The sequence below is a fragment of the Paenibacillus sp. FA6 genome (genome assembly GCF_051550225.1).
GTDB lineage: Bacteria > Bacillota > Bacilli > Paenibacillales > Paenibacillaceae > Paenibacillus_AQ.
In genome coordinates this window covers 4546608-4570880 of sequence record NZ_CP188820.1, presented here as the reverse complement: position 1 = coordinate 4570880, position 24273 = coordinate 4546608, and the positions used below count along the sequence as shown (strand labels likewise).

At 42.8% G+C, this 24273-nt stretch carries 21 protein-coding genes; 9 read left to right on the top strand and 12 right to left on the bottom strand.

All coding sequences use genetic code 11. From position 1 onward, the window contains the following. Positions 1-4 precede the first annotated feature (4 nt). Both ACP8HI_RS20885 and ACP8HI_RS20880 read left to right on the top strand, forming a co-directional pair. Positions 5-454: a hypothetical protein gene (locus tag ACP8HI_RS20885; protein ID WP_438348073.1), complete on the top strand. Its 450-nt coding sequence runs from the start codon at positions 5-7 to the stop codon at positions 452-454. Between the two features lie 255 nt (positions 455-709). Then, entirely contained in the window at positions 710-1498 is a 789-nt protein-coding gene (locus ACP8HI_RS20880; RefSeq protein ID WP_438348072.1) for an IclR family transcriptional regulator, read from the top strand. A 196-nt stretch (positions 1499-1694) separates the two neighbouring features. On the opposite strand, the gene ACP8HI_RS20875 is transcribed toward ACP8HI_RS20880, so the two are convergent. From ACP8HI_RS20875 to ACP8HI_RS20845, 7 genes are all read right to left on the bottom strand, one after another. Next, positions 1695-2927, bottom strand: coding sequence for a Zn-dependent hydrolase (locus ACP8HI_RS20875; RefSeq protein WP_438348071.1), 1233 nt, complete (start codon positions 2925-2927; stop codon positions 1695-1697). Beyond that, complete coding sequence (locus tag ACP8HI_RS20870) at positions 2917-3462, bottom strand: L-2-amino-thiazoline-4-carboxylic acid hydrolase (RefSeq protein ID WP_438348070.1); 546 nt, start codon at positions 3460-3462, stop codon at positions 2917-2919. Before ACP8HI_RS20870 ends, ACP8HI_RS20875 begins: the two co-directional genes overlap by 11 nt. 22 nt (positions 3463-3484) lie before the next feature. Beyond that, on the bottom strand, positions 3485-4192 hold the full coding sequence (locus ACP8HI_RS20865; protein WP_438351927.1) for an ABC transporter ATP-binding protein: 708 nt from the start codon (positions 4190-4192) through the stop codon (positions 3485-3487). Between the two features lie 17 nt (positions 4193-4209). After that, entirely contained in the window at positions 4210-4986 is a 777-nt protein-coding gene (locus ACP8HI_RS20860) for an ABC transporter ATP-binding protein (protein WP_438348069.1), read from the bottom strand. Then, positions 4986-5945: a branched-chain amino acid ABC transporter permease gene (locus tag ACP8HI_RS20855; protein WP_438348068.1), complete on the bottom strand. Its 960-nt coding sequence runs from the start codon at positions 5943-5945 to the stop codon at positions 4986-4988. The genes ACP8HI_RS20860 and ACP8HI_RS20855 overlap by 1 nt, the downstream gene beginning before the upstream one ends. A 9-nt stretch (positions 5946-5954) precedes the next feature. Further along, positions 5955-6827, bottom strand: coding sequence for a branched-chain amino acid ABC transporter permease (locus ACP8HI_RS20850; RefSeq protein ID WP_438348067.1), 873 nt, complete (start codon positions 6825-6827; stop codon positions 5955-5957). 210 nt (positions 6828-7037) lie between these two features. Next, positions 7038-8165 carry an ABC transporter substrate-binding protein gene (locus ACP8HI_RS20845; protein WP_438348066.1) on the bottom strand — a complete coding sequence of 376 codons (1128 nt, stop codon included), beginning with the start codon at positions 8163-8165 and terminating at the stop codon, positions 7038-7040. A gap of 361 nt (positions 8166-8526) precedes the next feature. Between ACP8HI_RS20845 and ACP8HI_RS20840 the strand changes: the two genes are divergently transcribed. Both ACP8HI_RS20840 and ACP8HI_RS20835 read left to right on the top strand, forming a co-directional pair. Beyond that, positions 8527-9363 (top strand): alpha/beta fold hydrolase, encoded by an 837-nt coding sequence (locus tag ACP8HI_RS20840; protein WP_438348065.1) that lies wholly within the window; start codon positions 8527-8529, stop codon positions 9361-9363. 87 nt (positions 9364-9450) lie between these two features. Further along, the gene (locus ACP8HI_RS20835) at positions 9451-9666 is read left to right on the top strand and encodes a hypothetical protein (protein ID WP_438348064.1); all 216 of its coding nucleotides are present in this window, start codon (positions 9451-9453) and stop codon (positions 9664-9666) included. 71 nt (positions 9667-9737) lie between these two features. On the opposite strand, the gene ACP8HI_RS20830 is transcribed toward ACP8HI_RS20835, so the two are convergent. The 5 genes from ACP8HI_RS20830 to ACP8HI_RS20810 are packed head-to-tail and all read right to left on the bottom strand — an operon-like array spanning position 9738 to position 13773. Next, complete coding sequence (locus ACP8HI_RS20830) at positions 9738-10289, bottom strand: redoxin domain-containing protein (protein WP_438348063.1); 552 nt, start codon at positions 10287-10289, stop codon at positions 9738-9740. Between the two features lie 11 nt (positions 10290-10300). Beyond that, positions 10301-11014 carry an ABC transporter ATP-binding protein gene (locus ACP8HI_RS20825; protein WP_438348062.1) on the bottom strand — a complete coding sequence of 238 codons (714 nt, stop codon included), beginning with the start codon at positions 11012-11014 and terminating at the stop codon, positions 10301-10303. Next, positions 11007-11828 (bottom strand): ABC transporter permease, encoded by an 822-nt coding sequence (locus ACP8HI_RS20820; RefSeq protein ID WP_438348061.1) that lies wholly within the window; start codon positions 11826-11828, stop codon positions 11007-11009. The genes ACP8HI_RS20825 and ACP8HI_RS20820 overlap by 8 nt, the downstream gene beginning before the upstream one ends. Before the next feature lie 23 nt (positions 11829-11851). Continuing rightward, on the bottom strand, positions 11852-12400 hold the full coding sequence (locus ACP8HI_RS20815; protein ID WP_438348060.1) for a nitrous oxide reductase accessory protein NosL: 549 nt from the start codon (positions 12398-12400) through the stop codon (positions 11852-11854). Then, a complete protein-coding gene (locus ACP8HI_RS20810) occupies positions 12397-13773 on the bottom strand; it encodes a right-handed parallel beta-helix repeat-containing protein (RefSeq protein WP_438348059.1) in 1377 nt (458 codons plus the stop codon). The genes ACP8HI_RS20815 and ACP8HI_RS20810 overlap by 4 nt, the downstream gene beginning before the upstream one ends. 503 nt (positions 13774-14276) lie before the next feature. On the opposite strand from ACP8HI_RS20810, the gene ACP8HI_RS20805 reads away from it, so the two are divergent. The 5 genes from ACP8HI_RS20805 to ACP8HI_RS20785 all read left to right on the top strand — a co-directional run bounded on the left by ACP8HI_RS20805 (position 14277) and on the right by ACP8HI_RS20785 (position 24273). After that, a complete protein-coding gene (locus tag ACP8HI_RS20805) occupies positions 14277-17492 on the top strand; it encodes an SNF2 helicase associated domain-containing protein (protein WP_438348058.1) in 3216 nt (1071 codons plus the stop codon). Positions 17493-17712: 220 nt separating this feature from the next. Further along, positions 17713-18726 carry a LacI family DNA-binding transcriptional regulator gene (locus ACP8HI_RS20800; protein ID WP_438348057.1) on the top strand — a complete coding sequence of 338 codons (1014 nt, stop codon included), beginning with the start codon at positions 17713-17715 and terminating at the stop codon, positions 18724-18726. Positions 18727-18931: 205 nt separating this feature from the next. Then, positions 18932-20335: an ABC transporter substrate-binding protein gene (locus ACP8HI_RS20795; protein WP_438348056.1), complete on the top strand. Its 1404-nt coding sequence runs from the start codon at positions 18932-18934 to the stop codon at positions 20333-20335. Positions 20336-20416: 81 nt separating this feature from the next. Beyond that, positions 20417-23389, top strand: a complete 2973-nt coding sequence (locus tag ACP8HI_RS20790) for an extracellular solute-binding protein (protein ID WP_438348055.1) — start codon at positions 20417-20419, stop codon at positions 23387-23389. Next, positions 23386-24273, top strand: a complete 888-nt coding sequence (locus tag ACP8HI_RS20785) for a carbohydrate ABC transporter permease (protein ID WP_438348054.1) — start codon at positions 23386-23388, stop codon at positions 24271-24273. Before ACP8HI_RS20790 ends, ACP8HI_RS20785 begins: the two co-directional genes overlap by 4 nt.

Below are 24273 nucleotides of genomic sequence, written 5' to 3'. Positions count from 1 at the left end.
GGCTATGACGGATGCTTTGAACCGTGTAAAGCTATCTCAATGGGACGCGTTATTAATAGAGTCGTTACGGGCCTTTGGCTGGTCGGATGAGGAGTTGCTACGCAGAGTGGCAGAAGGTGATTTGCCACTTGACGAGAGCGAGTACGAGTTCGATTACAAGCAGTTGGCAGCTTTGTCGGTTGAGAAGCCGGAGGAATTCGAGCGGGCTGTACGACAAGGTTATCAGATAAAATATAGTACGATTCGTGGTATCCGTAGCTGGATCTCAATTGCTCTTCGCAAAGAGGCAGTATTGGAATTAGAAGAGGGTCAGGAGTCTGTGGAGGTAGCACTGACGGTGACCGAAAAGAGTCGGTTGGAATCTGTCCTATCATTTGGCTGGGAGATCCACACCGAACCGCAAGCAACAGAGGGCGAGAACGTAATATATCGGATCGAGCCTATTCAAAGATAGAGATAGCAATGAACAGCAATTTTTCTAGGGAATAGTTCTCACAGATTGCTCTGCGAGAGTTGAATAAACAGTTAATTCAGGGGACGGTTATCTTAATGATAGCCGTTCTTTGTGTTGGGAGGATATTCAATGCGGATATTGAAATAACAATCACTGCTTTGTTGTATTATCAAAGTCCTATTGACATTATCGGAAAAAGCACTGAACATAGTGACTATAGAAAAAATTACAAGTCATTTTGTGGAGGTTATCATATTGAACGAGAAGAAACCTCGCCTGATCCAGTCGGTAAAGCGAGCGCTAGATATTGTGAGTTGTTTCGATTCCTTGAATGTTCAATTATCTCTTACCGAGATCAGCGAGAGGCTGAATTTAAACATGAGCACGGTATACGGCCTTATTAATACACTTTGCGCCTATTCATACATTGATAAGAATCCAAACAATGGAAAGTACAGACTTGGCCTAGAATTTTTGTTGAAAGCGAATTTGGTTTCGAATAGTTTAGACTTAAAAGAAATCGGTCATCCCTATTTAACTGAATTGACCAAAAAGTATCATGAGACTTCCCATTTATATGTTTATCAGCATGAACAAGTCTTTTGCATCGATAAGGTAGAATCGCCTAATAACTATTTCATTATCAGTTCAAGAGCAGGTAGCAAACTGCCAATGCATGCCTCCGCTTCGGGTAAAATATTTCTGGCCCATATGTCAGATGCCGAACTGCAAAATTATCTTCACAACTATAAGCTAATGAAGCTTACGGAGAAAACAATGACAGATAAAGAGACGTTGATGAATAGTTTGCAGCAAATAAGGGATCAGGGGTATGGGATTGAGGATGAAGAGATCGAGGTAGGTGCCTATAGTATAGCCGCTCCGGTCAAAGATGCGGCTGGGCAAACAGTCGGCACGATCAGTGTGATAGGCTCGCTGGCCCGCATCAAGGAGAACGAGGATCTTATTCGTGCAGATTTACTCGCGGCAGCCCATTCCATATCGAATCAATTCGGTTATCAATTGAAGCCAATCCATAGTTAATTTTAAATGATAGAAGTGTATACTCAAAAGACCCCTTTGAAATGCTATGTGCATCAAAGGGGTCTTTGATTCTTCAAAATATAAGAAAGTATAAGTTTCACTTGATACTCTATTCCTTATATTTCCGCTGAAACGGGTGCCGTCTTTGAAAAAGGACGGCATTGCCGTTTCTACTTGTCAACATCCAGCATCAATACTATCCGTTCGCCAATTGAAGAAGCGTATGATAAAGGACTTCCGTTCCAACCCCGCAGTCATCCTGAGAGCTCCATTCCTCCGGAGAATGACTGATTCCTTCCTGGGAACGGACGAATATCATTCCGATCGGCCATGATGAGCTAAACTGCATGCCGTCATGGCCAGCACCGCTTACCACATACGGTAGATTAGAAAGTCCGGCTATTCTTCCAGCGTGAGCAATAGCCTCTTGTATATCAGTGGAGCAGGGTGCTGGTGCTACTCTTTGCAGTAAGTCGATCTGGAATTCGATATCATACTTCTTGCATACTTGGCTGACATAGTCCCCAATCCGGGTTTCTAACAAATCACGGGCTGACTCATCAATATCTCGCAAGTCTAGTGAGAATTGAACTTGTCCTGGGATGATATTCACCCCTCCTGGAACGATTCGAAACTTGCCTACCGTAGCTACTGCATTCGTAAATTGCTTCGCTTCCCGATAAATATAACTTAATATATCTGCAACGGCCTGCATGGGATCTCTTCGCATGTTCATCGGTGTCGCTCCGGCATGGCCTGCCTGACCGGTCAATGTAAACTGTTGCCACAGCGGACCAGCGATTCCCGTCACAAGTGCTACCGGCTGGTTGTGGTTCTCCAGTACTTTCCCCTGTTCAATATGCAGTTCAACGTAGGCATTCACTTCATGCGTCGGCTTAGCCGCTTCTCCGATTCGCTCGGGTGCAAAGCCAGCTGCTCGCATTGCCTCGGCTATGGATATGTGCTGCTCGTCCTGATGTTCCAAATCCTCATGTCGCAAAGTTCCGGCTATTGCACGACTCCCGATCATCCCGAACCCGAATCTCGAGCCTTCCTCATCGGTAAAAGCGATCACCTCAATCGGACGAATCGTCTGTACCTCGAGTTCTTGCATACGCTGAAGTGCTTCGATAGATGAGAGTACGCCAAGCGCTCCATCGAACTTTCCTCCGTCCGGAACCGTATCGATATGAGACCCGGTCAGAATGACAGATGCTTTAGAATCTGTGCCTTCTCGGCGACCGATAATGTTCCCTATAGCGTCTTCTCGAACAGTAAGTCCTGCTTCCTTCATATATGCGATGACCAGATCCTTGGCACGGCGCTCATCCTTGGTAAAAGAAAAGCGGGTAACGCCTCCGTTATCCCGCACTCCGATTTCACCCAATGCCATTAGCCTCGTCCACAAACGGTCGGAATTAATCTCCATTTTCCTCACTCCCAGATTCTTTTTCAGATGTTTTCATCTGAAACCTGAAATGGCAATTTCCTTCTTTGAGCAAATATTTGTCATGCACCACTTCGAAGTCCGGATTGTACCCTCTGGCAATCGCTGGATCAATCATCTGGCAGTATAGAATCCCATACTCTTCCATTCCATCCGCTTTCCACTGATCACCGAACGCACATTTTGTGAAATTCTGCTCGATTTCAACGGGATGGTACTCTGTTTCATACTCGAATAGATCACTTCGTCCCATATCATAATTCGGCAAATAGTTATGAATATCATTCGGCTGTCCAGCAGCAGCGGCCCGACGAGCAATATCCCGTCCCCGTTCCTCACCGAAGGTACGTACCCCTTCGCGAATAGCATCTCTTCCTTCTTCTCCGAAACGATCTACTACCGACTTGGAGAGATGAGCAAACAACTTGGCCATAATCGTATACGGTGATGCTGGCTCCAAACTCTCGTCATGATTCAGGTTTTGCTGTGTTTCTTCATGATTGTCTTCTTTCATCATAAGACGCCTCCCTCATTAATCTCTAATTGATTCCTAAATAAACGGATTTCACGACATCATTATTTCTCAATTCAGCAGCGTCCCCTTGGACGACAATGCTACCTGTTTCCATCACATATCCTCGATGGGCTGCCGCTAGCGCCATAGTGGCATTTTGCTCCACTAGCAAGACGGACACACCATCCTTGTTAATTTGCCGGATAGCTGTAAATATCTCCTTAACAATCAAAGGAGCTAATCCCATAGAAGGCTCATCCAGCAGTAGTAGTTTCGGTCTAGCCATCAATGCGCGGGCAATCGCAAGCATCTGCTGTTCTCCGCCACTCATCGTTCCGGCCAGCTGTCTTTTTCGTTCGGCAAGACGTGGAAACAATCCAAACATATGTTGAATGTCCGAGGCAATTTCTGCTTTATCCTTGCGGACGTATGCTCCGAGCTTAATATTTTCAAGAACAGTTAGATCAGGGAAAACTCCTCTGCCTTCGGGAACTTGTGAAATGCCACTCCCTACAATCCGGTGGGGCTCAAGCTTTGTAATGTCGTTTCCTTCGAACATAATCTGTCCCTGGACATTCTTATTAAGGCCGGAAATACTGTGAAGTGTCGAGGTTTTGCCAGAGCCATTCGTACCGATTAGTGCAACGATCTCCCCATAATGAATACGAAGACTCATCTTTTTCACAGCCGTGATTACGCCATAATTGACACTTAAGTCTTTGATTTCCAGAATAACTTGGCTGTCATTTATCAATCCCAATCGACCTCCCCGCCTAGATAAGCGCTAATGACGTTAGGGTCATTCTGAATTTCCTTCGCTCCGCCTTCAGCGATCTTCACACCATAATTTAGAACAATAATTCGATCAGAGATATCCATAATCATACCGATGTCATGCTCGATCAATACGATTTCAATGTTAAATTCGTTGGACAGTTGTCTGATCTTCTTTATTAGCTCCACTTTTTCTGACGAATTCATTCCCGCAGCCGGTTCATCCAATAGCAAAATTTCACAGCCAGTAGCGAGTGCCCGGGCAATTTCCAGCAGTCGTTGTTCTCCGTAAGGGAGGCTTCCAGCAAATACGTCGAGCTTGTGCGCGAGACCAACCACTTCTAGCTTCTCAATACATTCCTGGACAATCGCAACACGTTTGCGATTTACTGAACCGAATGAAAAGACGGACTCTAGCAGGCCTTCTCCATTACACTGTGAATGAGCAACGAGGACGTTTTCCAGCACCGTCATGTTTTTGAGCAGCCTCGTATTCTGGAATGTACGCGCAATGCCGAGATTGACTCTTTTATAAGGTTGTAGTTTGTTGATAACCCGATTTTTGTAAATGATTTTTCCGGAAGTAGGCTGATATATGCCGGTCAGTAGGTTGAAAAGCGTTGTCTTCCCTGCTCCGTTCGGTCCGATGATGGATAAAATTTCGCCACGGCGCACATCCATATCGACCTTATCCAAGGCAATCAGTCCACCGAATTGAACCGACACCTTCTCTAATTCCAGCACCTTTTCCATCACTTGTCCTCACCTTTCTGTACCATTCCGTAAAAGTTATACTTTCGGTGCTTCTCTCCCCAAAATCCGGTAGGCTTAAAGATCATCATCAGAACAATTGCCAGCCCCATCAACATCATTCTGTAGTCACTCATATACCGAAGGAGTTCGGGTGCGAGCACTAGAAGAGTAGCACCCAGAATTGATCCGGGAAGACTGGCTGTTCCGCCCAAAATGACCATAGCCAAAATATTAACCGAATCTAAGTACCTAAAGGCGTCTGGGCTGACAAAGGAAATGTAAGATGCCCAGAAGGCTCCGGCAATTCCAGCAAAGAAACCTCCCACCGTAAACGCGAGTAGCTTGTATTTGTTTGGCCGAATGCCGATGGACTTCGCAAGTGTCTCATCTTCACGAATGGTGAGCAGACTTAGACCAACTCCTGAATGGACAATTCTATTAATTACGAAAAATGTTATTAGAACAAGAACTAGAATCAAGTAATAGAACTCTATTTTTCCGCTAAAAGTGTATCCGAACAGGGTTGGTGCTGGAATGCCGGGAATTCCCATAGGACCGCGAGTGACATCGATCCAATTGACGAATATCAATCTCACGATTTCACCAAATCCCAGCGTAACAATACCTAAATAATCCCCTCGTAGTCGAATGACCGGAGTTCCCAACAAGAAACCGAACAATCCTGCAATGACAGCGGCAGAAGGAAGCGCGATCCAGAAAGAAAGATGAAAATGAATCATCAGTAGCGCCGCAGCATAAGCTCCAATTCCATAAAAAGCGGCATGCCCAAGCGCGAATTGTCCGGCGTATCCGATAATGACATTGAGGCTCATCGAAAGGATAGAAAATATCCCGATCATGATGACAATGTGCATCCAATAATCATTGATTTGCTGCAGCAATAAAGGCAGAATAATCAATAGTGCAGCCATCGCCATTTTTATCTTTTTATTCCTCAAGTTTATCACCTATACCTTGTTAATATCTTTTTTGCCAAGTATGCCTGTTGGCTTGATCAGTAGCACAATAATAAGAATAGCGAAAGAAATAACACTCTTATATTGCGAAGAAATATAGGCACCGCCCAAGGTTTCAACAAGTCCTAGCAAAACTCCACCAAGCATAGCTCCTGGAATATTCCCGATCCCCCCAAGAACCGCAGCCGTAAAGGCGTTAATCCCTGCCATATAGCCCATGCTTGGATATACCGCATTGTAGTAAATACTCACCATAATTCCCGCACATGCAGCAAGTGCAGAACCTATCCCAAATGCAATACTAATCATGAGGTTAGTATTAATTCCCATCAAAGACGCATTGGTCAAACTCATAGAAGTAGCTCGCATCGCTGTTCCTGTTTTGCTCTTTTGTACAAACAAGTGCAACCCAAGCATCAATACAAAAGACAGAACCAAAATTAGAATTTGAATCTCCGAAAATGTTACACTACCGAGCGTAAATGTGCGGCTGCCGAATGTAGTCGGAAAAGGACGCATTTCTGTTCCCCATAACTTCTGTGCGAGGCTGATCAGGAAAGTTGATACTCCTAGCGCGCTGATTAGAGGAACAATACGATCTGCCAGGCGAAGCGGCCGGTAAGCCAACCGTTCAATGATCATCCCGAGCACAGCGGTTACAACAGCAGATGATAGAAAAGCGAGATATAACGGCATGTTTAGCTCTTTCATGAAGAATAGACCAAGAAAGCTACCCATCATAAAAATATCACCATGAGCAAAATTTACGATTTTCAAAATGCCGTAGACCATCGTATAACCAAGAGCGATCAGGGCATAAATGACCCCGATCGTCAAACCGTTTGTCAACTGTTGAAGGAGCATAGTGTTATCCTTTCGAAGCCAGGGAGCAGGAATTGAGATTACTGTTCCTGCTCCGGATTTGCTAATTTAGTGTTTATTTAAAATATAAGGAAGTATAAGTTTCACATGATACTTTCTTATATTTCCGCTGAAACCGGTGCCTTAAAGTGATACGAAGCATCGCTAGCATCGGAAGCATAAGCTTTTTGAAAAAGGACGGCGAAGCCGTTTCTACTTGAAAAGTTCAAACTTACCATCTTGAATCGTCAAACGTGAAGGAATGGTTTCGACGTCCCCATTTGCATCAAAGCTCAGTACGCCAGTAGCACCCTTATAGTCCTTCAATGATTCCAAATAAGTCTTGATGCTCTCCCGATCTGCACCCTTTTCCTTAATCGCTTCAATGACAACTGAGGTAGCGACATAGGAGTAAGCAGCATAGGTATCTGGTTTGCTGTTATAAGTTGCTTGATAATCATCGGCAAATTTAGTTGCCGCTTCATTGTCTCCACCTGGATAGAAGAAGCCGATCAGTTTTAGGCCTTCCACTGAGTCTCCACCGAGTTCAAACAATGCTTCAGAATAGAGGCTGTCCACACCAATAAAGTCCACATCCAGATTTAGTTTTTGTGCCTGCTGGGCAATTAATGCCGCTTCATTGTAAAAGCCGCCAATAAAGATCGCTTCGGGCTGCTTATCCTTGATCTTCGTTAAAATAGTGCTGAAATCTTTATCTCCGGGATTATATGCTTCCGCAGCAACGATGTTGATGTTGTTATCCGGAGCTGATTTTTGATAGACATCAAGTAAGCCTAACCCAAAGTCAGATTGCTCATAGATGAGTGCGACCTTGCCATAACCTAACTCTTTAGACCAGTCTGCCAAATAATCCGCCTGAAATGCATCTGTCGTAATAACACGGAATGTGTACTCACCCGCATCAGTTACACCAGGAGCACTTGAAGACGGTGAGATCTGTACAATTTTATTCTTGTTATAAACCGGAGCCGTTGCTAATGTAGCAGAGCTGTTGAAATGACCGACCACTGCCAATATACTTTTATCCGATACTAATTTGTTAGCTACATTAACTGCCTCATTAGAATCTCCTTTATCGTCCTGAATGACGATTTCTACCTTCTTGCCATTGATTCCACCCGCATCGTTAATTTGAGCAGCCGCCAGTTCAGCACCGTTCTTAAAGGCTTGCCCATATTGCGCTTGAGTTCCTGAAATTGGAGCAGCAAGTCCGATCCGAATTGTATTACTCTCAGCCTTCGATCCGCTGTTTGTAGAACAACCTGCTAACAGACCTACTAGCAATCCTGCCAGAATGACTATCAAAAATGACCTTTTCATTGTTATCCCCCTAAAATAAATTATTCCTATGAATTAACTATGATTTAATTATATTGATTTCATTTGAAAAAGCAATAGTTATTTTTGTATAGTCGAAGTCACTTTGACAATGTCGAAATAGATACAGGTACTTCCAATTTTAAATAAACATCCTATTGAATGAACAAAGTCGCGCACAGACGAGTTTACAGTAGCGACACCAGTGTCATTGGGAAAGACTATGTTGGAGGATTTCATCGATCAATATCGAGGATCGACCACGAAGAAGGAATAATTAAACGTAACGAATAGGTATTCACCTATTGATGTCTAACTGAGTATCTTGATTTTGATGAGACTTTTACGAATCGGGGGAATCAGGATGGGATATTATGTTAAGGTTGAGCCTGATGTAAGAGTTTATGTGGAGGATGTCAATCGATCAGGTGACAAGACGATACTGTTTATACATGGTTGGCCGTTAAACCATAAGCAGTTTGAATATCAATTCAATGTGCTCCCAGCTAAGGGATATCGGTGCATAGGCATCGATATGAGGGGGTTTGGTCAGTCAGATAAGCCATGGGATGGCTATACTTTGGACCGAATGGCAGATGATGTTCGTTGTGTGGTTGAAACACTCCAATTGCAACATTTTACGCTGGCGGGTCACTCGTATGGGGGAGCGATTGCTGTTCGCTATATGGTTCGTCATAACGGGTATGGAGTGTCTAAACTTGCTCTTTTTGGGGCTGCTGTGCCGAGTGTAACGCAGCGATCCGATTTCCCTTATGGTCTACCGAAAGAGGATGTAACTAAATTTGTTCAAGAAACGTACAGTGATCGCCCGAACATGCTACGGGGAATAGGAGACTTATTCTTCTTTCAGTATGTTAGCAAGCCATTCTCTGAGTGGTTCTTCCAATTGGGACTTGTGGCATCTGGGAATGCGACGGCAAAGGTGGCTGTTTCCTTTAGAGACGAAAGTCTGTTCTCTGATCTCGCTCACATCCATGTTCCCACTTTAATTCTCCATGGGATTCACGATAAGATTTGCCTACCACAATTAGCTCTGGCACAGCAACAAGGTATCAAGAATGCAAAGCTCGTGTGGTTCGAATTCAGCGGCCATGGATTATTCTACGAGCAGCGGGAACAATTCAACAAGGAATTAATGGAGTTTATTGAAGGCGCTAAAAGCGATACGAAGTATCGCTAGCACCGGGAGCATAAACTTAAGCGATACGAAGTATCGCTAGCATCGGAAGCGAAAAATCCTTGAAAAAGGACAGCACAGCCTTTTCTAATGGACACCAGAAAGTATAAGCCTTTAGGAGAACTACGCTTTGGAAAAATACTTCTTACATGGAGTTGGATAGAAGAAGGAATAGTTGTACAAACGGTACTTACTAAGAAGGAAAAGGGTGGTAGGAGAGAAATAGTTGCACCAACGACAGTTAAAACAGGGGAAATAGTGAAAAAGGATGATTTTCCAGTAATTAGATGTCCTTTGTGCAACTAAACCTAGTGATAGGGGAATATGGCCGAATTTAGGTGTGCTTTATGCACCTATTGATGATGGGATGTGGATGGCTAACGTGAATACTTAGCATCTTCTAACCATCCCCTTAATGATGCATTATCCGTCACCTCACCCACAATAACCCTATTAAATGTTCCTGACTTGTCAATGATAAAAGTTGCGGGCAACCCTGTAATCCCATACAGACCCGATACCTTTCCAGTGATGTCTATTATAACAGGGAAGGTAAATTGTTGATCGTTCATGAATTCATTAACGGTACCTTTGGTATCTCCGACATTGATGAATAATGTTTCTACATCTTTATCCTGTGATTGGAAAACACTATGAATAAGCGGCATCTCCCTGATGCAAGGTATGCACCATGAGGCCCAGAAATTAATTAATACGACCTTTCCGCGATACTCAGACAGGCGAACTTGTTGTCCTTCCATATTCGTTGCCACAAAGTCAGGAGCAACCGCTCCAACCTCTATCTTACTTGGCCCTGAATGTTCGAAAGACGGGTTAGATTGAACTATAGTCCACACTACCGTAGTCAGAGCGGCTACAATAACCAATATTGTAATGATACGTCGAATATCTATCCTTGTACTCTTCAAATAACACACCTTCATTTCAGACCAAGACTATGATTAAATGCAGCTTGAATGGAGCCATATTTGTCACGAAGATGCTCAATAGAGCCTTCCCCAACATTTCTACCATTGTTCAAGAAAACAACGTGATCAGCTACTTCATCCGCAATTTCAAGTTGATGCGTCGAGAAGGCAACTGAATGACCCTCTTGCTTGATATTTTTTAATAATCGAACAAACTCATTCATCCAGAATGGATCTAATCCATTGGTGGGTTCATCCATAATAAGCAGGGGTGGCTTCGCTAATATCGCCTGAGCAAATAAAATACGCTGACGCATCCCCTTTGAGAATGTGTTTACCAACACTTTTCTTTTATCTTCTAAACCAACGATAGCGAGAACCTCTTGTACCCTCTGTTTAGGAACTCTTCGAAGTGCCGCCCAAAAAGATAAAGCCTCTTCTGCTGTCAGCCCCTGGTTAAATTGATAATCATCAGGCATATACCCGATTTGTTGAGAAAAGAGCTTCCTTTCCTTGCTCCAGCGTAAGTTGTTTACGATGATGTCCCCCGAAGTAGGTTGCATAATTCCAGCAAGCATCCGCAAAACGGTGCTTTTTCCTGCTCCATTCCCCCCGCATAATGCCAGAACTTTGCCTGAAGCGATATTGAAATTGATATCTTGAACGATGGTCTGCTTCTTTATCATTTTGGATAATCCAACGACCTCAGCTATAATTTTATCCACGGGAACGTCCCCTTTCCCAAATCCAATGCACAACGATAATGGAGCCTACAATCCAAAGTAAGCAGAACGTTGCAAATAGCAAGCTACCGCTCGGTTTCTGAATCCATTCTACCCACTGATAATATTCAGGACCTAATACGGAACCTCCACCAAGCTTAATTACGACAAATAGACGTACCAATTCAGCGGGATTGATAAGAGTCAAAGCCACCAGTAATGGTTTTATCCATAAATACGGCAACAGTCCTAATACCGATATAAGAACGGTCGGCCAAGCAATGATGGTGAAAAACCATATCGATACAGAGGTGGTCAACGCTTGCCAACGGTTTCTAGATAGAGATCCAATAAACAAAGCCACGGTTAAAAATAACAGGACTAATCCACATGAAAAAACCAAAAGGAGGAAATACGTCATTGAATCAAAACTTGTCCCAATGAATCCACTCATGAAACCCATGAGGCCATATCCGAAAGCCACGATAGTCAATAATACGATAGATAAACCGATATATTTCCCAACAATGAAAGACATGGTTCCTATAGGATAAGTGGATAATAGCTGCCAGCTTCCTTCTTCCTTTTCTGAGGTTAATGAAAAGGATCCGAGGAAAAGGGTCATCAGCGGTAAAAGATATAAAATAAGGCTTAACATGGACCCTGTAATTCCAGAGTATCCCTCAACGATATTTTGAGAATTAATAATTAGTAAACTTAGACTAAACGTACAAAAGAGGAATAGAAAAGAGTATGCCCAGGGATTACGAAATCCCATTTTTATTTCTCTTCTTGCTACTTGCATCATATCAATCATGATCACATCTCCAGCTTCCTTTGTTACTTGTGGTTTGAATCGTCAGTCATTTCACTATGACTGTCCATACCTTCACTCATATGTCCTTCACTGGTATGCTCTTCATCATGCATCATGTTCTGACTTTGTTTCCAATCATGGGCCAAGAGGTCTTCAGCGTTCATTATTTTCCCTACACCTTGCTCTGCAATAAAAGCTTCCGCAGACTTTTCGTCCTTAAAGTTGACTATGCCATAGGCCATTGGAGTACGAAGTGAATCATCGTATACATAAGTTGCCTTCTTAAACTCAATCCACTCATTGTCGTTATAGTCACGAACATAATCCATGCCAATATTTTCAGTTCCATTTTGTTCTTTCCATTCGTTCATACAACCAATATCATCAAATTTATAGGTTTTACCATCTTTCGTCGTCAATTGTGTCGCAAAGGCATCATCCTTGATCTGCATTTTGCAAATAGTACAAATATCAACGTCTTCGTTAATCGGAAGTGCCTCGTACCTTTGCCCACAGGCAGCCAGTAATAACATCACAAGTACCAATACCAAAGCAGTTTTAATTTTTTTCATGAACGTAATACCCCCATATAAATAATGATAATAATAGATATAAATAGTAGCATCCAACCGGTGACCATCGCAGTCCCGTCCTTCTGTGCAGTCTCCATTGGAGTCGTTACATTCCATTTCATTAACGGCGAGCTATCCGCAGACCAATGCTCTCTTCCACCCGTAAACATATCACTCAAAAAGGTCATCCCAGGTGACTGGAAAAACAGCTGGTACGCAGAATTTCGACTGATTAAATTTTGATAGAATGGGTTAAGCGCATAAGGAATATCACTTGTTCCATCATGATCCAAATCTAATCCCTGAAAGGAATCCCAATAGTTACCTTTTATTTCGTTATCTTTGCTGTCAACCGCCTCGGCTTCAATGACATTAGCGATAAATGCGTTACTATGAATTCGGTTGCTTTCAGCATCCTTGAGTTGAATGCCTATGAAATTTCTAAGCACAGCGTTATCCATTAATTGATTCTCTGATGATTGTTCCATGTAAATACCTACACGATTGCCCTCAACAACATTTCTTTCAATAGAAGACCTATGCACGTCATACAACAGAATACCTTGTGCATGAACATTCCCACTTTGTTTGCGGAAGGAATTACCGGACACGACTACATTCGTGACTCCCATAACCATAGCGCCCGTCATATTGTACTCACCTTCATTGTCAGTGACATGAGAACCATCAATAAACATACAATGAATACCGTAGCGCAAATGAAACAGCTTGTTCCCATTCACCACTGTATTGTGGCTATTCTCTAGATAGATACCATCCCGTAAATAAGAGATTTCATTGTACTCAATCTGATTGTCATGGGAGTTGTAAAGATCGATTCCGTTGCCCCTTTTTCCAGCCTCCGCACCCTTAGGTATGAACCACTTAATGTCGTTATTCTGAATTATTCCTCTGTTTGCTTCACGAAGCTTGATCCCATATCCTCGCGTATGGATTCTAAGTTGTTCTAATGTTACTTCATCCGCAGTTACTTCGATTGCTGTTGATTCGCCGTCAGCATTGTGCTGAATGTTTATTCCTTGTAGCGTAACCCCATTCGAATGAATCGCGATGGCTGATTGTTGCGTGTTGTTTAACAGAGTCACAGATCCATCCCCACGAATAGAAAGCTTTTTATTAATGATGACTGGGCCTTGATAAGTACCCGATTCAAGAACGATGGATGTCCCTGGACTGGACTGATCGATTATTTCCTGAAGGGAAACCATGGGTTCATTGGAAGACGAGCTTGCAAAAGTTATGAAAGAAAAGGAAGGTACTAGACATGCTACACTTAGCGGGATCAACAAAACGACTATATGAAGTATGCGCCGGCGATAAATACTCATATCAATGATCATTATGTGACGCAATCGTAGGTAGGGCTCCCGAATGTTGCCACCAGACATTATATAAGGAACTTTCTTTCACTGTGAATTCCCCCTCTACTTTATGTGCGTATTCGCAACGAAACACAACATAACCCTAGACTTCCCTACAAAGTTGCATGTCCCGAGTCCTAGGATTATCTGAAGTGTTAGCATTCATATTCTAGTGTACCCAATAAGATATTTTTTCCATATAGCCCGATATAGCTATAGTCTTGAAGAAGTTGTGTCTAATTTATAACAATCATGATAAAAATAGCTTTTATAAAGAGAGTCCTGCAAAATCCTCAATGATTGTATTTAAATGAATGTAGGAATGAATCACTTCAGTTGGGAAATTGGCTTGAAAAAATGTAGGTGATCGTCTGCCATTCTGGAAATAAAATGGTGTATGTATGCCAATAATTAAGTTATCAATAAATTGAAAGGGTAGATATCTGTTATCATTAGAACTAATATAAAGTTCTTTTGTCAGGAGGATTAGATTAGTGAATGTTCAGTTGACGCCAAGCCTCATTAAGCTATGGTGCGGAAAGACCTCCTATGATAAAGGAGAAGCCTACTACAAAGCTAGCAAAGTGACTTTTACATATACCGATTCTGAAACTGGATTATATAAAGCGACCGTCAAAGGAAAAAGTAGCGAGCAAGTTACGGTGAGAACAGATTCTAGCGGAGAGATGTATGCTGAATGTACATGTCCCACATTATCTTCATATGAGCTTTACTGCCAACATATCGCTGCGGTGCTACTGAATATCTATGAACTACAGCAGCGTGAGAGTGAACAGGGATTCGTAGAGACTTCGAGTAAGGAGAATCAACTGGCCCAATCTATATTGGATCTGTTCACAGATAGGCCTCGTCGCTCTAGCCGTGTGCGGACTTATTTCGATTCAAGAACCCCCCTTCAAGTGGAGTTCACTTGCCGACCGGTCCCCTCAGGGTATGACAAGCTCATGTTCGGCATGGAGATCAAGGTTGGAATGAATCGGCTGTATATTGTAAGGAACGTCAGAGAATTTCTTGAAAGAATTGAACGGGGAGAGTCGTATGTATTCTCCAACAACTTTACGTATGATCCGGAGATCCACAGCTTTACCAAAGAGAATGATGAAGTGATTCAACAGCTCCTTCTTATGGATAACAGTGAAGAGATGTATCGTCAATCTTCAACCTATAGTGATCGGATCGTGATGATACCTCCATTGTACTGGGACAAGTTGTTGCAACTATTATGTGAGGCTCCTAAGGTGAAAATGGCACAGGGTGATAGAGTGGTCGATGGGATACATATATCCGAGGGGGGAATTCCGCTTCAGTTCGAATTTAACCATTCTCGAATGGATGGGTATCACTTGGATGTTGAAGGGTTGGATAGCATTACTGTCATGGAATCTTACGGAGTCATCCTGTTCCAAGGAAGGTTAGTGAAGCTGCCTTTGGACGAATGTAAGCGACTTGCTGAACTCAAGCATATGATTGGGAAATCCCACAAGCAGATCATCCAGATCCCACAGGAGCAACTTGATCCTTTTATGGAAAAGGTCATCCCTGGACTAATGAAGCTTGGGAGCGTGCATATTGCAAAGACTGTTTCCGAACGGATGGTACGGACTCCTCTTAAGGCTAAGCTGTACTTGGACCGCGTGAAGGATCGATTGCTGGCAGGATTGGAGTTTCAATATGGCAGAGTCGTGATTAATCCTCTGGATGAGGAGAATCGCCAACCGCAAGGGGATCATATTATCCTTATACGGGATGGCGAACTTGAGATAAGAATCCTCGAACTTATGGAGAAAGGCACATTTGCGAAGACGGAAAAAGGCTATTTCTTGGCTGATGAGGATGCCGAATACGAATTTCTATATCATATCGTTCCGCAACTGGAGAAAATGCTCGAAGTATATGCTACCACCGCTGTGAAATCGAGAATTCACACAGGTCTTACGGCTCCAAAGATCGTTGTAGATATGGATTCAAGACATGATTGGTTAGAATTCAAGTTTGATATCGAAGGGATTCCTGAGACGGAAATCCGTAACCTATTGAAGTCGTTGGAGGAAAAGCGGAGATATTATCGTTTGCCGAATGGTGCTTTAGCTCCACTAGAGGGTGAGAAGTTTCAAGAGATTCTTCATTTCATGAATGAAATGGGTATCGGTACAGGGAAAATGGTAGGCTCTGAGATCCAGATACCTGTCGTTCGTGGGCTTCATATGATGGATGACCAGAATAAAGGTAAAGCCGTTAGATTGGGAAAATCATTTCGTAGACTGCTTGAGAATATGCGTAATCCAGATCTGCTGGACTTTCCCGTTCCTGAAACACTGAGTAAGGTACTTCGGGATTATCAGCAATATGGTTATCAGTGGATGAAGACGCTGGCTCACTATCGATTCGGGGGGATATTAGCAGATGACATGGGGCTTGGAAAGACATTGCAAAGTATTGCATTCATCGTCTCCGTACTGCCTGAGATTAGAAAGGACAAGATCCCAGCAATCATTATCGCTCCTGCTTCCCTTGTCTACAATTGGAGGAATGAACTGAAGAAATTCGCGCCAGAAGTTCTCACAACCATCGTTGATGGTACGCAAGAAGAACGCAGTCGTGTGTTAAATGATGTGTCAGGAGTAGATGTGATTATTACCTCATATCCGCTGTTACGTAGAGATTTGGCGCAGTATATTGGAGCTACGTTCCACACGCTGATTTTGGACGAGGCACAGACCTTTAAGAACCATAATACCCAGATCGCTCAGACAGTTAGAAGAATTAAGGCGCGACATCGTTTTGCACTTACGGGAACGCCCGTGGAGAATTCGATTGATGAGCTGTGGTCAATCTTTGATGTTGTCTTCCCGGAATTATTCTCAAATAAAAAAAGCTTCGCTAACTTAACCCGCGACAGCATAGCGAAGCGAATTCGCCCGTTTATACTGCGACGTCTAAAGAGCGATGTATTGAAGGAACTGCCAGATAAGATCGAGTCTGTACAGATTTCTGAACTGCTACCGGATCAGAAGAAACTATATGTAGCTTATCTGGCTGAGCTGAAGCATGAGACAGTGAAGCATCTGAACGAGAATAGCTTCCAGAAGAATCGGATCAAGATTCTAGCTGGTTTGACGAGGCTTCGCCAGTTGTGTTGTCATCCCGCTCTGTTTGTCCAAGACTATGCGGGTAGCTCGGCTAAATTCGAGCAACTCATGGAGACGATCGAGGAATGTCGGAGTGCGGGCAAGCGGATATTAGTATTCTCACAATTCACGGAAATGCTAGGTTTGATCAGTCGTGAACTAAGTAATCAGGAAGTATCCTATTTGTACTTGGACGGTAAAACTCCAGCTTTCGAGCGGGTAGAGCTGTGCAACCGATTCAACGAGGGTGAGCAAGACGTGTTCCTGATCTCATTAAAGGCAGGCGGTACAGGTCTGAACTTGACTGGAGCAGATACAGTGATCCTCTACGATCTTTGGTGGAATCCTGCCGTGGAAGAACAGGCCACAGATCGTGCACATCGTATGGGACAGACGAAGGTCGTGCAAGTCATTCGTCTTGTGACTCAGGGGACTGTGGAAGAGAAGATGTATGAACTTCAGCAGAAAAAGAAGAACTTGATTGATGAAGTTATTCAGCCAGGTCAACAAGCGTTGTCCGCTTTCTCTGAGCAAGAAATTCGGGAAATCTTGATGATATAACGATAAAGTGAATATCTGGCAGAAGGCTTTTTGAGGAATGCCTTCTGTCAGCTAAAAACTAATCTATAAAATAGTTCTTGTAGATGAACATCAGAACAGAAAAATAATAATTTCCAAAAAAGAGTATTGAAATCGATTTCATTTCATGATATATTTCAAATGAGGTAAATGAAAGCGCTTTTGAATTAGACTAAAAATGAAATGCAGGGGTCGAATTGTAATGGATATTAAAATTATTGATGTAGCAAAAGCAGCAAATGTTTCTCCGACGACCGTCTCTAGGGTATTGAACGATAATCCGCTAGTCAAAGCTAAAACTAGGGAAAAGGTGTTAAAGGTTATCGGAGAATTGAACTATGTACCTCATGCGGCGGCTAAAAACTTACGCCAACAAAAGACGTTGACTCTGGGTGTCATTGTGCCAGATATTATGGTTTCTTACTACACTAATTTAGTTAAAGGCATTCAAAATAAGGCGTACGCTGAGAAGTTCAAGGTAGTCATTTGCGACACACAAAACAACAAGGATATTGAATTGGATTATCTTCAATTGCTATCCAACAGGAGTATCGATGCTATGATCTTGACAGCGTCTATGTTATCCAATCAAGAGGTAATGGAATTTGTCGATCGGGGGTATCTGATCGGTTCAATTGGGCGGGGTATCGTGCTACCAAACACATGTAACGTTCAAACGAATACGGTGCAAAGTGCGAAGCAAGCGGTTGAGCATCTCATTGAGCAGGGGCACACAGATATTACATTTATTAGCGGCTATACGAACGCGATAGATAGTTTAGATCGTCTCGAAGGATATAAGATGGCGTTAAAGGAGCATGGCATTCCATTCCGTGAGGAAAGTGTAGAAAATGGCGACTTCAATAAAAAAGGAGGCTATGCGGCTATTAAGCGTCTTTGGGCCAAAGGTCTTCATTTTACAGCCGTATTCTCAGCGAATGATGAGATGGCGTTAGGTATTTACGAGGCCTGTTTGGAAGCGAATATATCTATCCCTCAGGATCTTGCTGTATTTGGTGTAGATAATGAGAGAGTTTCAAGGTATCTAACGCCACAGTTAAGCACCATTAATCAATTAAAGATTGAAATGGGCTATGCCATTGCGGATATGATGATACAACAAATTAAAGGTGAACTTCCGATAGATCATAATCGTATAATCGTGATCGACTCTCAATTACAGATTCGTGGTTCTTCTAATTATAAGAGAGTGTAATTTTTAAATTCTACATATATTTCACTGCGAAACGAGCTAATGCTACCTAAGGGCGTGTAAGCCGTTTACAGTTTGATTAGATAGCATCCAAATTGACTTCATAGAATGTTTGTTTAAGACATTTATGAAATCGATACCAATCTATACCTGACTCCGGGTACATGTAAGTGTATCAATATAAAAATGAGGCAAAGGGGATACCAAAATGAGAAACAGAAAAATGTTCATTGTATCACTGGTATTGTTATTGGTCGTATCTGTATTAGCTGCTTGCTCAGGTGGCAATACGCCGGCAAATGAAGGTGCGGCACAACAGCCGGCAACAGAAACGAAGGAACAAGAAAAAGAGCCTTCCTGGAAAGATGAAAAGATTACACTGAAATTTGCAAGCTGGGAAGATAAAAGCTTGGAAGCCAAGTTGCTAGAGGCCTTCACAGAGAAATACCCTAATATTACTGTCGTAAAAGATGAAACCATTAACTGGCCATGGACCGACGCTTTAACAGCTGCCGCTAGCGCTGGCAATTTACCAGACGTCTTTTGGCTGGAGAATGTGCCGGTGGGTGTAGAAAATGAATGGCTTCTCGATCTGACACCTTATTGGGATGCTGATGAGGAAACGCAAGCCATCTATTCGAATGTTTCGAAACAAGCTGTTTATGGAGGCAAGCGGATGGCATCACCTACATTCCAGTTCATCATGGGCGTCTATTTAAACAAGACGTTGTTGGAGAAGAACAACATTCCACTGCCAAGCTACGATTGGAAAATTACGGATATGATCGACATTGCTAAGAAAGTTTCAAATCCATCAGAGCATATTTATGGAATTGGAGGACCATGGGGCAACTTGTCTTTTGATGAGCATTGGCCAATGGCTAATGTTGAGTCCCTAGGTTATAACACGTTTGACGGAGAGAAATTCCATTTCACCGACCAACAATGGATCGATGGCTATAATCAAAAAATAGAACTTCGTAATTTAAAGGTCGAAGAGCGGATGACCAAAGAAGAGAAAATAAAGGTGTTTGGAGATGAAGGTGCATGGCCGCTTCAGAAAGGTCATGTTGCAATGGGGATCGACGGTTCATGGAATATGGAATCGCTACCAGCAGAAATGGAGAAATCCGGGGCTGGATTGATGGACTTCTATCCGTACCCTGGTGGTGATGCGGGACAAAGAATGCCGGTTGTGCTTGACTATATCGGTGTATCATCCACAACAGAGCACCCAGAAGCCGCTTATGAACTAATGAAGTTCATGTCTTGGAGCAAAGACGGATGGTTGAAGCGTCTTGAGATGTACAAAGAATTGGGAGTAAGTGTTGATAAATTCCCGATTGCTGATTTTCCAGAAGTCTGGGCAGTCATTGACGGAGAAATAAAGCTAGAAGGAATGAAAGCAGCACTTAAACTGCTTGATAATGCAGTTCCAGACTACAATAAGACGCTACCAGGATTTAGGGAGTACAATGTCTGGGCGAATGATGAGCAGAAAATTGCGGAGAAATTCACAAATGGTGAATTGAAGCCAGCGGATAAAGCGAAGGAACTGGAAGATAAGGCGAATGAGTTTGTTAGCAAAGCGATGGAACGATTAAACCAATAATCTTCTGACTGTAGGTGCGTGGGATCAATCAACTTCTTCGCACCTACAGCATTACTAAGAAGTATAGGCAGGGAAGAGACAATGAGAAAAAACTATCAAAGATTGCTAATAGCTATAATGATCACAACTCTTCTTGTCAGTGGGCAGATCGTCCCGCTGGTACAAGCGGATTCGGTTCAAGCGGACTCGTCTCAGCCAACATCAACAGCAGGCTCGTTTCAGCTTCTTGAACAAAGTTATACGAAGAAATTGCAGGAATGGTCAGATGTCCCCATCATTCAAGAAACACAAATGGTAGTTTCACCTAGCAAAGATAAGGATAATGTTGACCTGAAGGTTCTTCAAAAGGATAGCTTTGGATACAATGCAGAAACAGTGCGTTTAGATAAGAATACTAAAACTGAATTAGAAGTCTATGTCGATGAAACTGGATTATATCAGTTAGCCTTTGATTATTACATTATGGATGACAGTATATTGCCTACTGAAGGATATATACAAATTAATGGAGAGTATCCGTTCTATGAGAGTCGACGAATTCTGTTCCCAAGTCTGTGGGAGAACAAATCGATATCAGAACAATGGGATAGGTACGGTAATGAACTGCTACCAGGCTCGCAGAAGGTGAAGAAATGGCAAACAGTGTACGCCATGGATGCAAGCTACTTTCATATGGAGCCTCTTAAATTTAAGCTTGATCGAGGGAAAAATTCGATTACGATCGTCAACACCAAGGGAGAAATGCTGCTTGGTAATGTGACAATAGAAGCCCCTACTGAGGTAGAGGCGTATCGTAACTATGTAGAATCTCAACCAGTAGTAGATGGAAGTTCGAAGAAGGTGGAGGAACTACTAATCATCGAAGCGGAACAACCGCTGTACAAGAATGATTCATCTATTCGGGCTGCATCCGCAAGAGAGAGTAGACTCACCCCCTATGAAACAGGGAAACTTCTACTTAATATCATTGACCCAATATCCTTCAAACAAGGGGGGCAGTCATTGAGCTGGGAGTTAGATGTACCGCAGGACGGGTATTATCACATTTCCTTTAAATACATGCAAGATTCGTTATATGATTTACCCGTTTTTCGTCGGATTGAGCTTGATGGAGCTGTACCTTTCCTTGAAATGGACAATTATGCCTTCCACTTCACGAAGAAGTGGAGAAATGAGACATTGGGAGACGGAAAGACACCCTATCAATTTTATTTGAAAAAAGGTAAACATACTATTGCTATGACGACTAATCTATCCAATATGCGTCCACTAGCTGAAGATATCGTTTCTAAGATGAAAGAAATTAGTCGTATAACACTAGAGATTAAGAAGCTTACAGGTAATAAAAGCGATCGGAATCGGGACTGGAACCTTCTCGAATATATGCCCGAACTAGATCAGCAACTCTTGAGTTGGGCAGACGATCTAGATCAAAGATATGCTGAAATAGGCTTACTTAACCCGAAGGTTGAAGAGATTGGTGAGATTGTTAATCTTAAGCTAGCTGCTAAACAGCTACGTTCACTAGCGAAAGAGCCTGATAAACTTCCAAATAGGCTAAATTTATTTTCCGAAGGAACAGCTTCAGCATCCCAGCTACTCGGTACACTGTTGCAAAGTATTTCGGAGTCACCGCTTGCCTTGGATCGTATTTATGTAGCTCAGGAATTAAAGTTACCATCTTCTAATGCGGGATTGTTCGAGAAGTTGTGGGAAATGGTTAAACGATTCTTTCTTTCATTCGCCAATCAATCCTATTCAAGCTCTTCGAAATCTGAAGGTGAGTTAGAGGTTTGGGTGAATCGACCAAGACCCTTCGTGGAGCTTATGCAGAAAATGATTGATGAGAAGTTTACTCCCAATTCGGGTGTTGCCGTGAAGCTATCTATTATGCCAGATGAGAATAAGCTCATCCTCGCTAATGCATCGGGAACACAGCCAGACGTTGCTCTAGGTGTTAGTAATTGGATTCCTTACGATCTTGCTATTCGTGGAGCGGCATTAGATCTACGCCAATTCGAGGGTTATTCGGAAAGCATCAAGCAATTCTCCAAAGGAGCTATCATTCCGTTTTCCTTCGAGGACGGTGTATATGCGCTTCCCGAAACGCAAAACTTCTGGGTGCTATTCTATCGACAAGATATTCTAGACTCGTTGCAACTAAGCCCGCCAGATACTTGGGATGATGTCGTCGAAATGTTACCCGAGTTGCAACGGCTTGGCATGAACTTCTATGAACCGTTAGCACTTTATAAAGGTTTCAAGCCATTTAATGCGACAACGCCATTTATCTATCAATTTGATGGAGAGTTGTTTGATGATAGTGGCATGAGCACCAGTATTGATAGTGAACAAGCGCTTGAAGGCATGAAATTTATGACGGATTTATTTACAATCTATAATTTGCCACAGGATGTACCTAATTTTTATCATCATTTCCGATATGCGACCATGCCAGTCGGCATATCCGACTTCAATACTTACATTCAATTGAAAGCGGCTGCGCCAGAAATTGCAGGTGCGTGGAAGATTGCGCCACATCCTGGTGTGGAGAAGGCTGATGGGACAGTTGCACGCTGGGCACCAGCAGGTGGGCAGACAGGTATGATTTTTGAAGGAACAAAGTATGCGGAAGAGTCTTGGGAATTCCTTGATTGGTGGTTATCAACACCGATACAGGTTGAATTTGCGAATCTCATGCAGACGAATTTCGGCATGACCTTTATGTGGAATACGGCTAATCTTGAAGCACTCGAGCAGATGTCTTGGCCGGAAGAAGACAAAGAGGTAATCGCAGAGCAATTCAAGTGGGTTCGAGAAGCGTCTCGTGTTCCAGGAGCTTATATGGTTGAACGAGAAATTAGTAATGTGTGGAATAGGGTTGTGTTCAACGGAGACAATCCGCGGACAGCTATTGATGATGCGGTAGTACGTACAAATCGCGAGATTCTTCGCAAAATGGAAGAGTTCGGATATTATGCGAATGGTCAAATGATTAAGAAATATCCGGTTCCAACCATAACAACGATAGACAAGTGGGTTGAGAAGAGATGAAGACACGTAAATGGAATGAAGCTTACCTGTTTCTAACACCTTATATTTTATTGTTCGGTACATTTATCGTTATTCCCGTTATGGTGGCGATGGGGCTTTCCCTGACGTATTTCAATACCGTGGGAATGCCAGAATGGATCGGATTCAAAAACTATATTGATCTATTGACGCATGATGAGATCTTTATGCAATATGTACTGCCTAACACAATTAAGTTCGCATTAATTGTAGGTCCGGGCGGATATATTATCGCGTTTCTGCTTGCGTGGATGCTGTCACAAATTCCTAGCAAGTCACGGACAATACTTGCACTGATCATCTATTCCCCATCCATGACGATGGGGGTCGCGATGTCAGTTGTATGGACGATTATATTCAGTGGTGATCAAGCGGGATATGTCAACTCTCTATTGCTCAATATGGGGCTCATTAATGCACCTATTCAATGGCTGCAATCGCCCGATTATTTAATGACAATTATGATTATCGTATCCTTATGGAGCAGTATGGGTGTAGGTTTCCTGGCGATGCTTGCAGGGGTTCTAAACATTGACCAAACCATCTATGAGGCAGGTTACATTGATGGCATCAAGAATCGATTCCAGGAAATTATATATATTACGATTCCTTCGATGAAGCCACAAATGCTGTTCGGTGCAGTAATGGCTGTCGTCACCACGTTCCAAGCTGGTGAAATCGGCGTTCAGCTCTCGGGCGGGAACCCGACACCACAGTATTCAGGTCAGTTAATAGTCAACCATATTGCGGATTACGGTCTTATTCGCTATGAGATGGGCTACGCGAGCGCTATATCGGTTATTTTAATTATCGGTATTTATATGTTGTCAAGACTTTCTTGGAAACTATTCGGAGAGAAAGAGTAG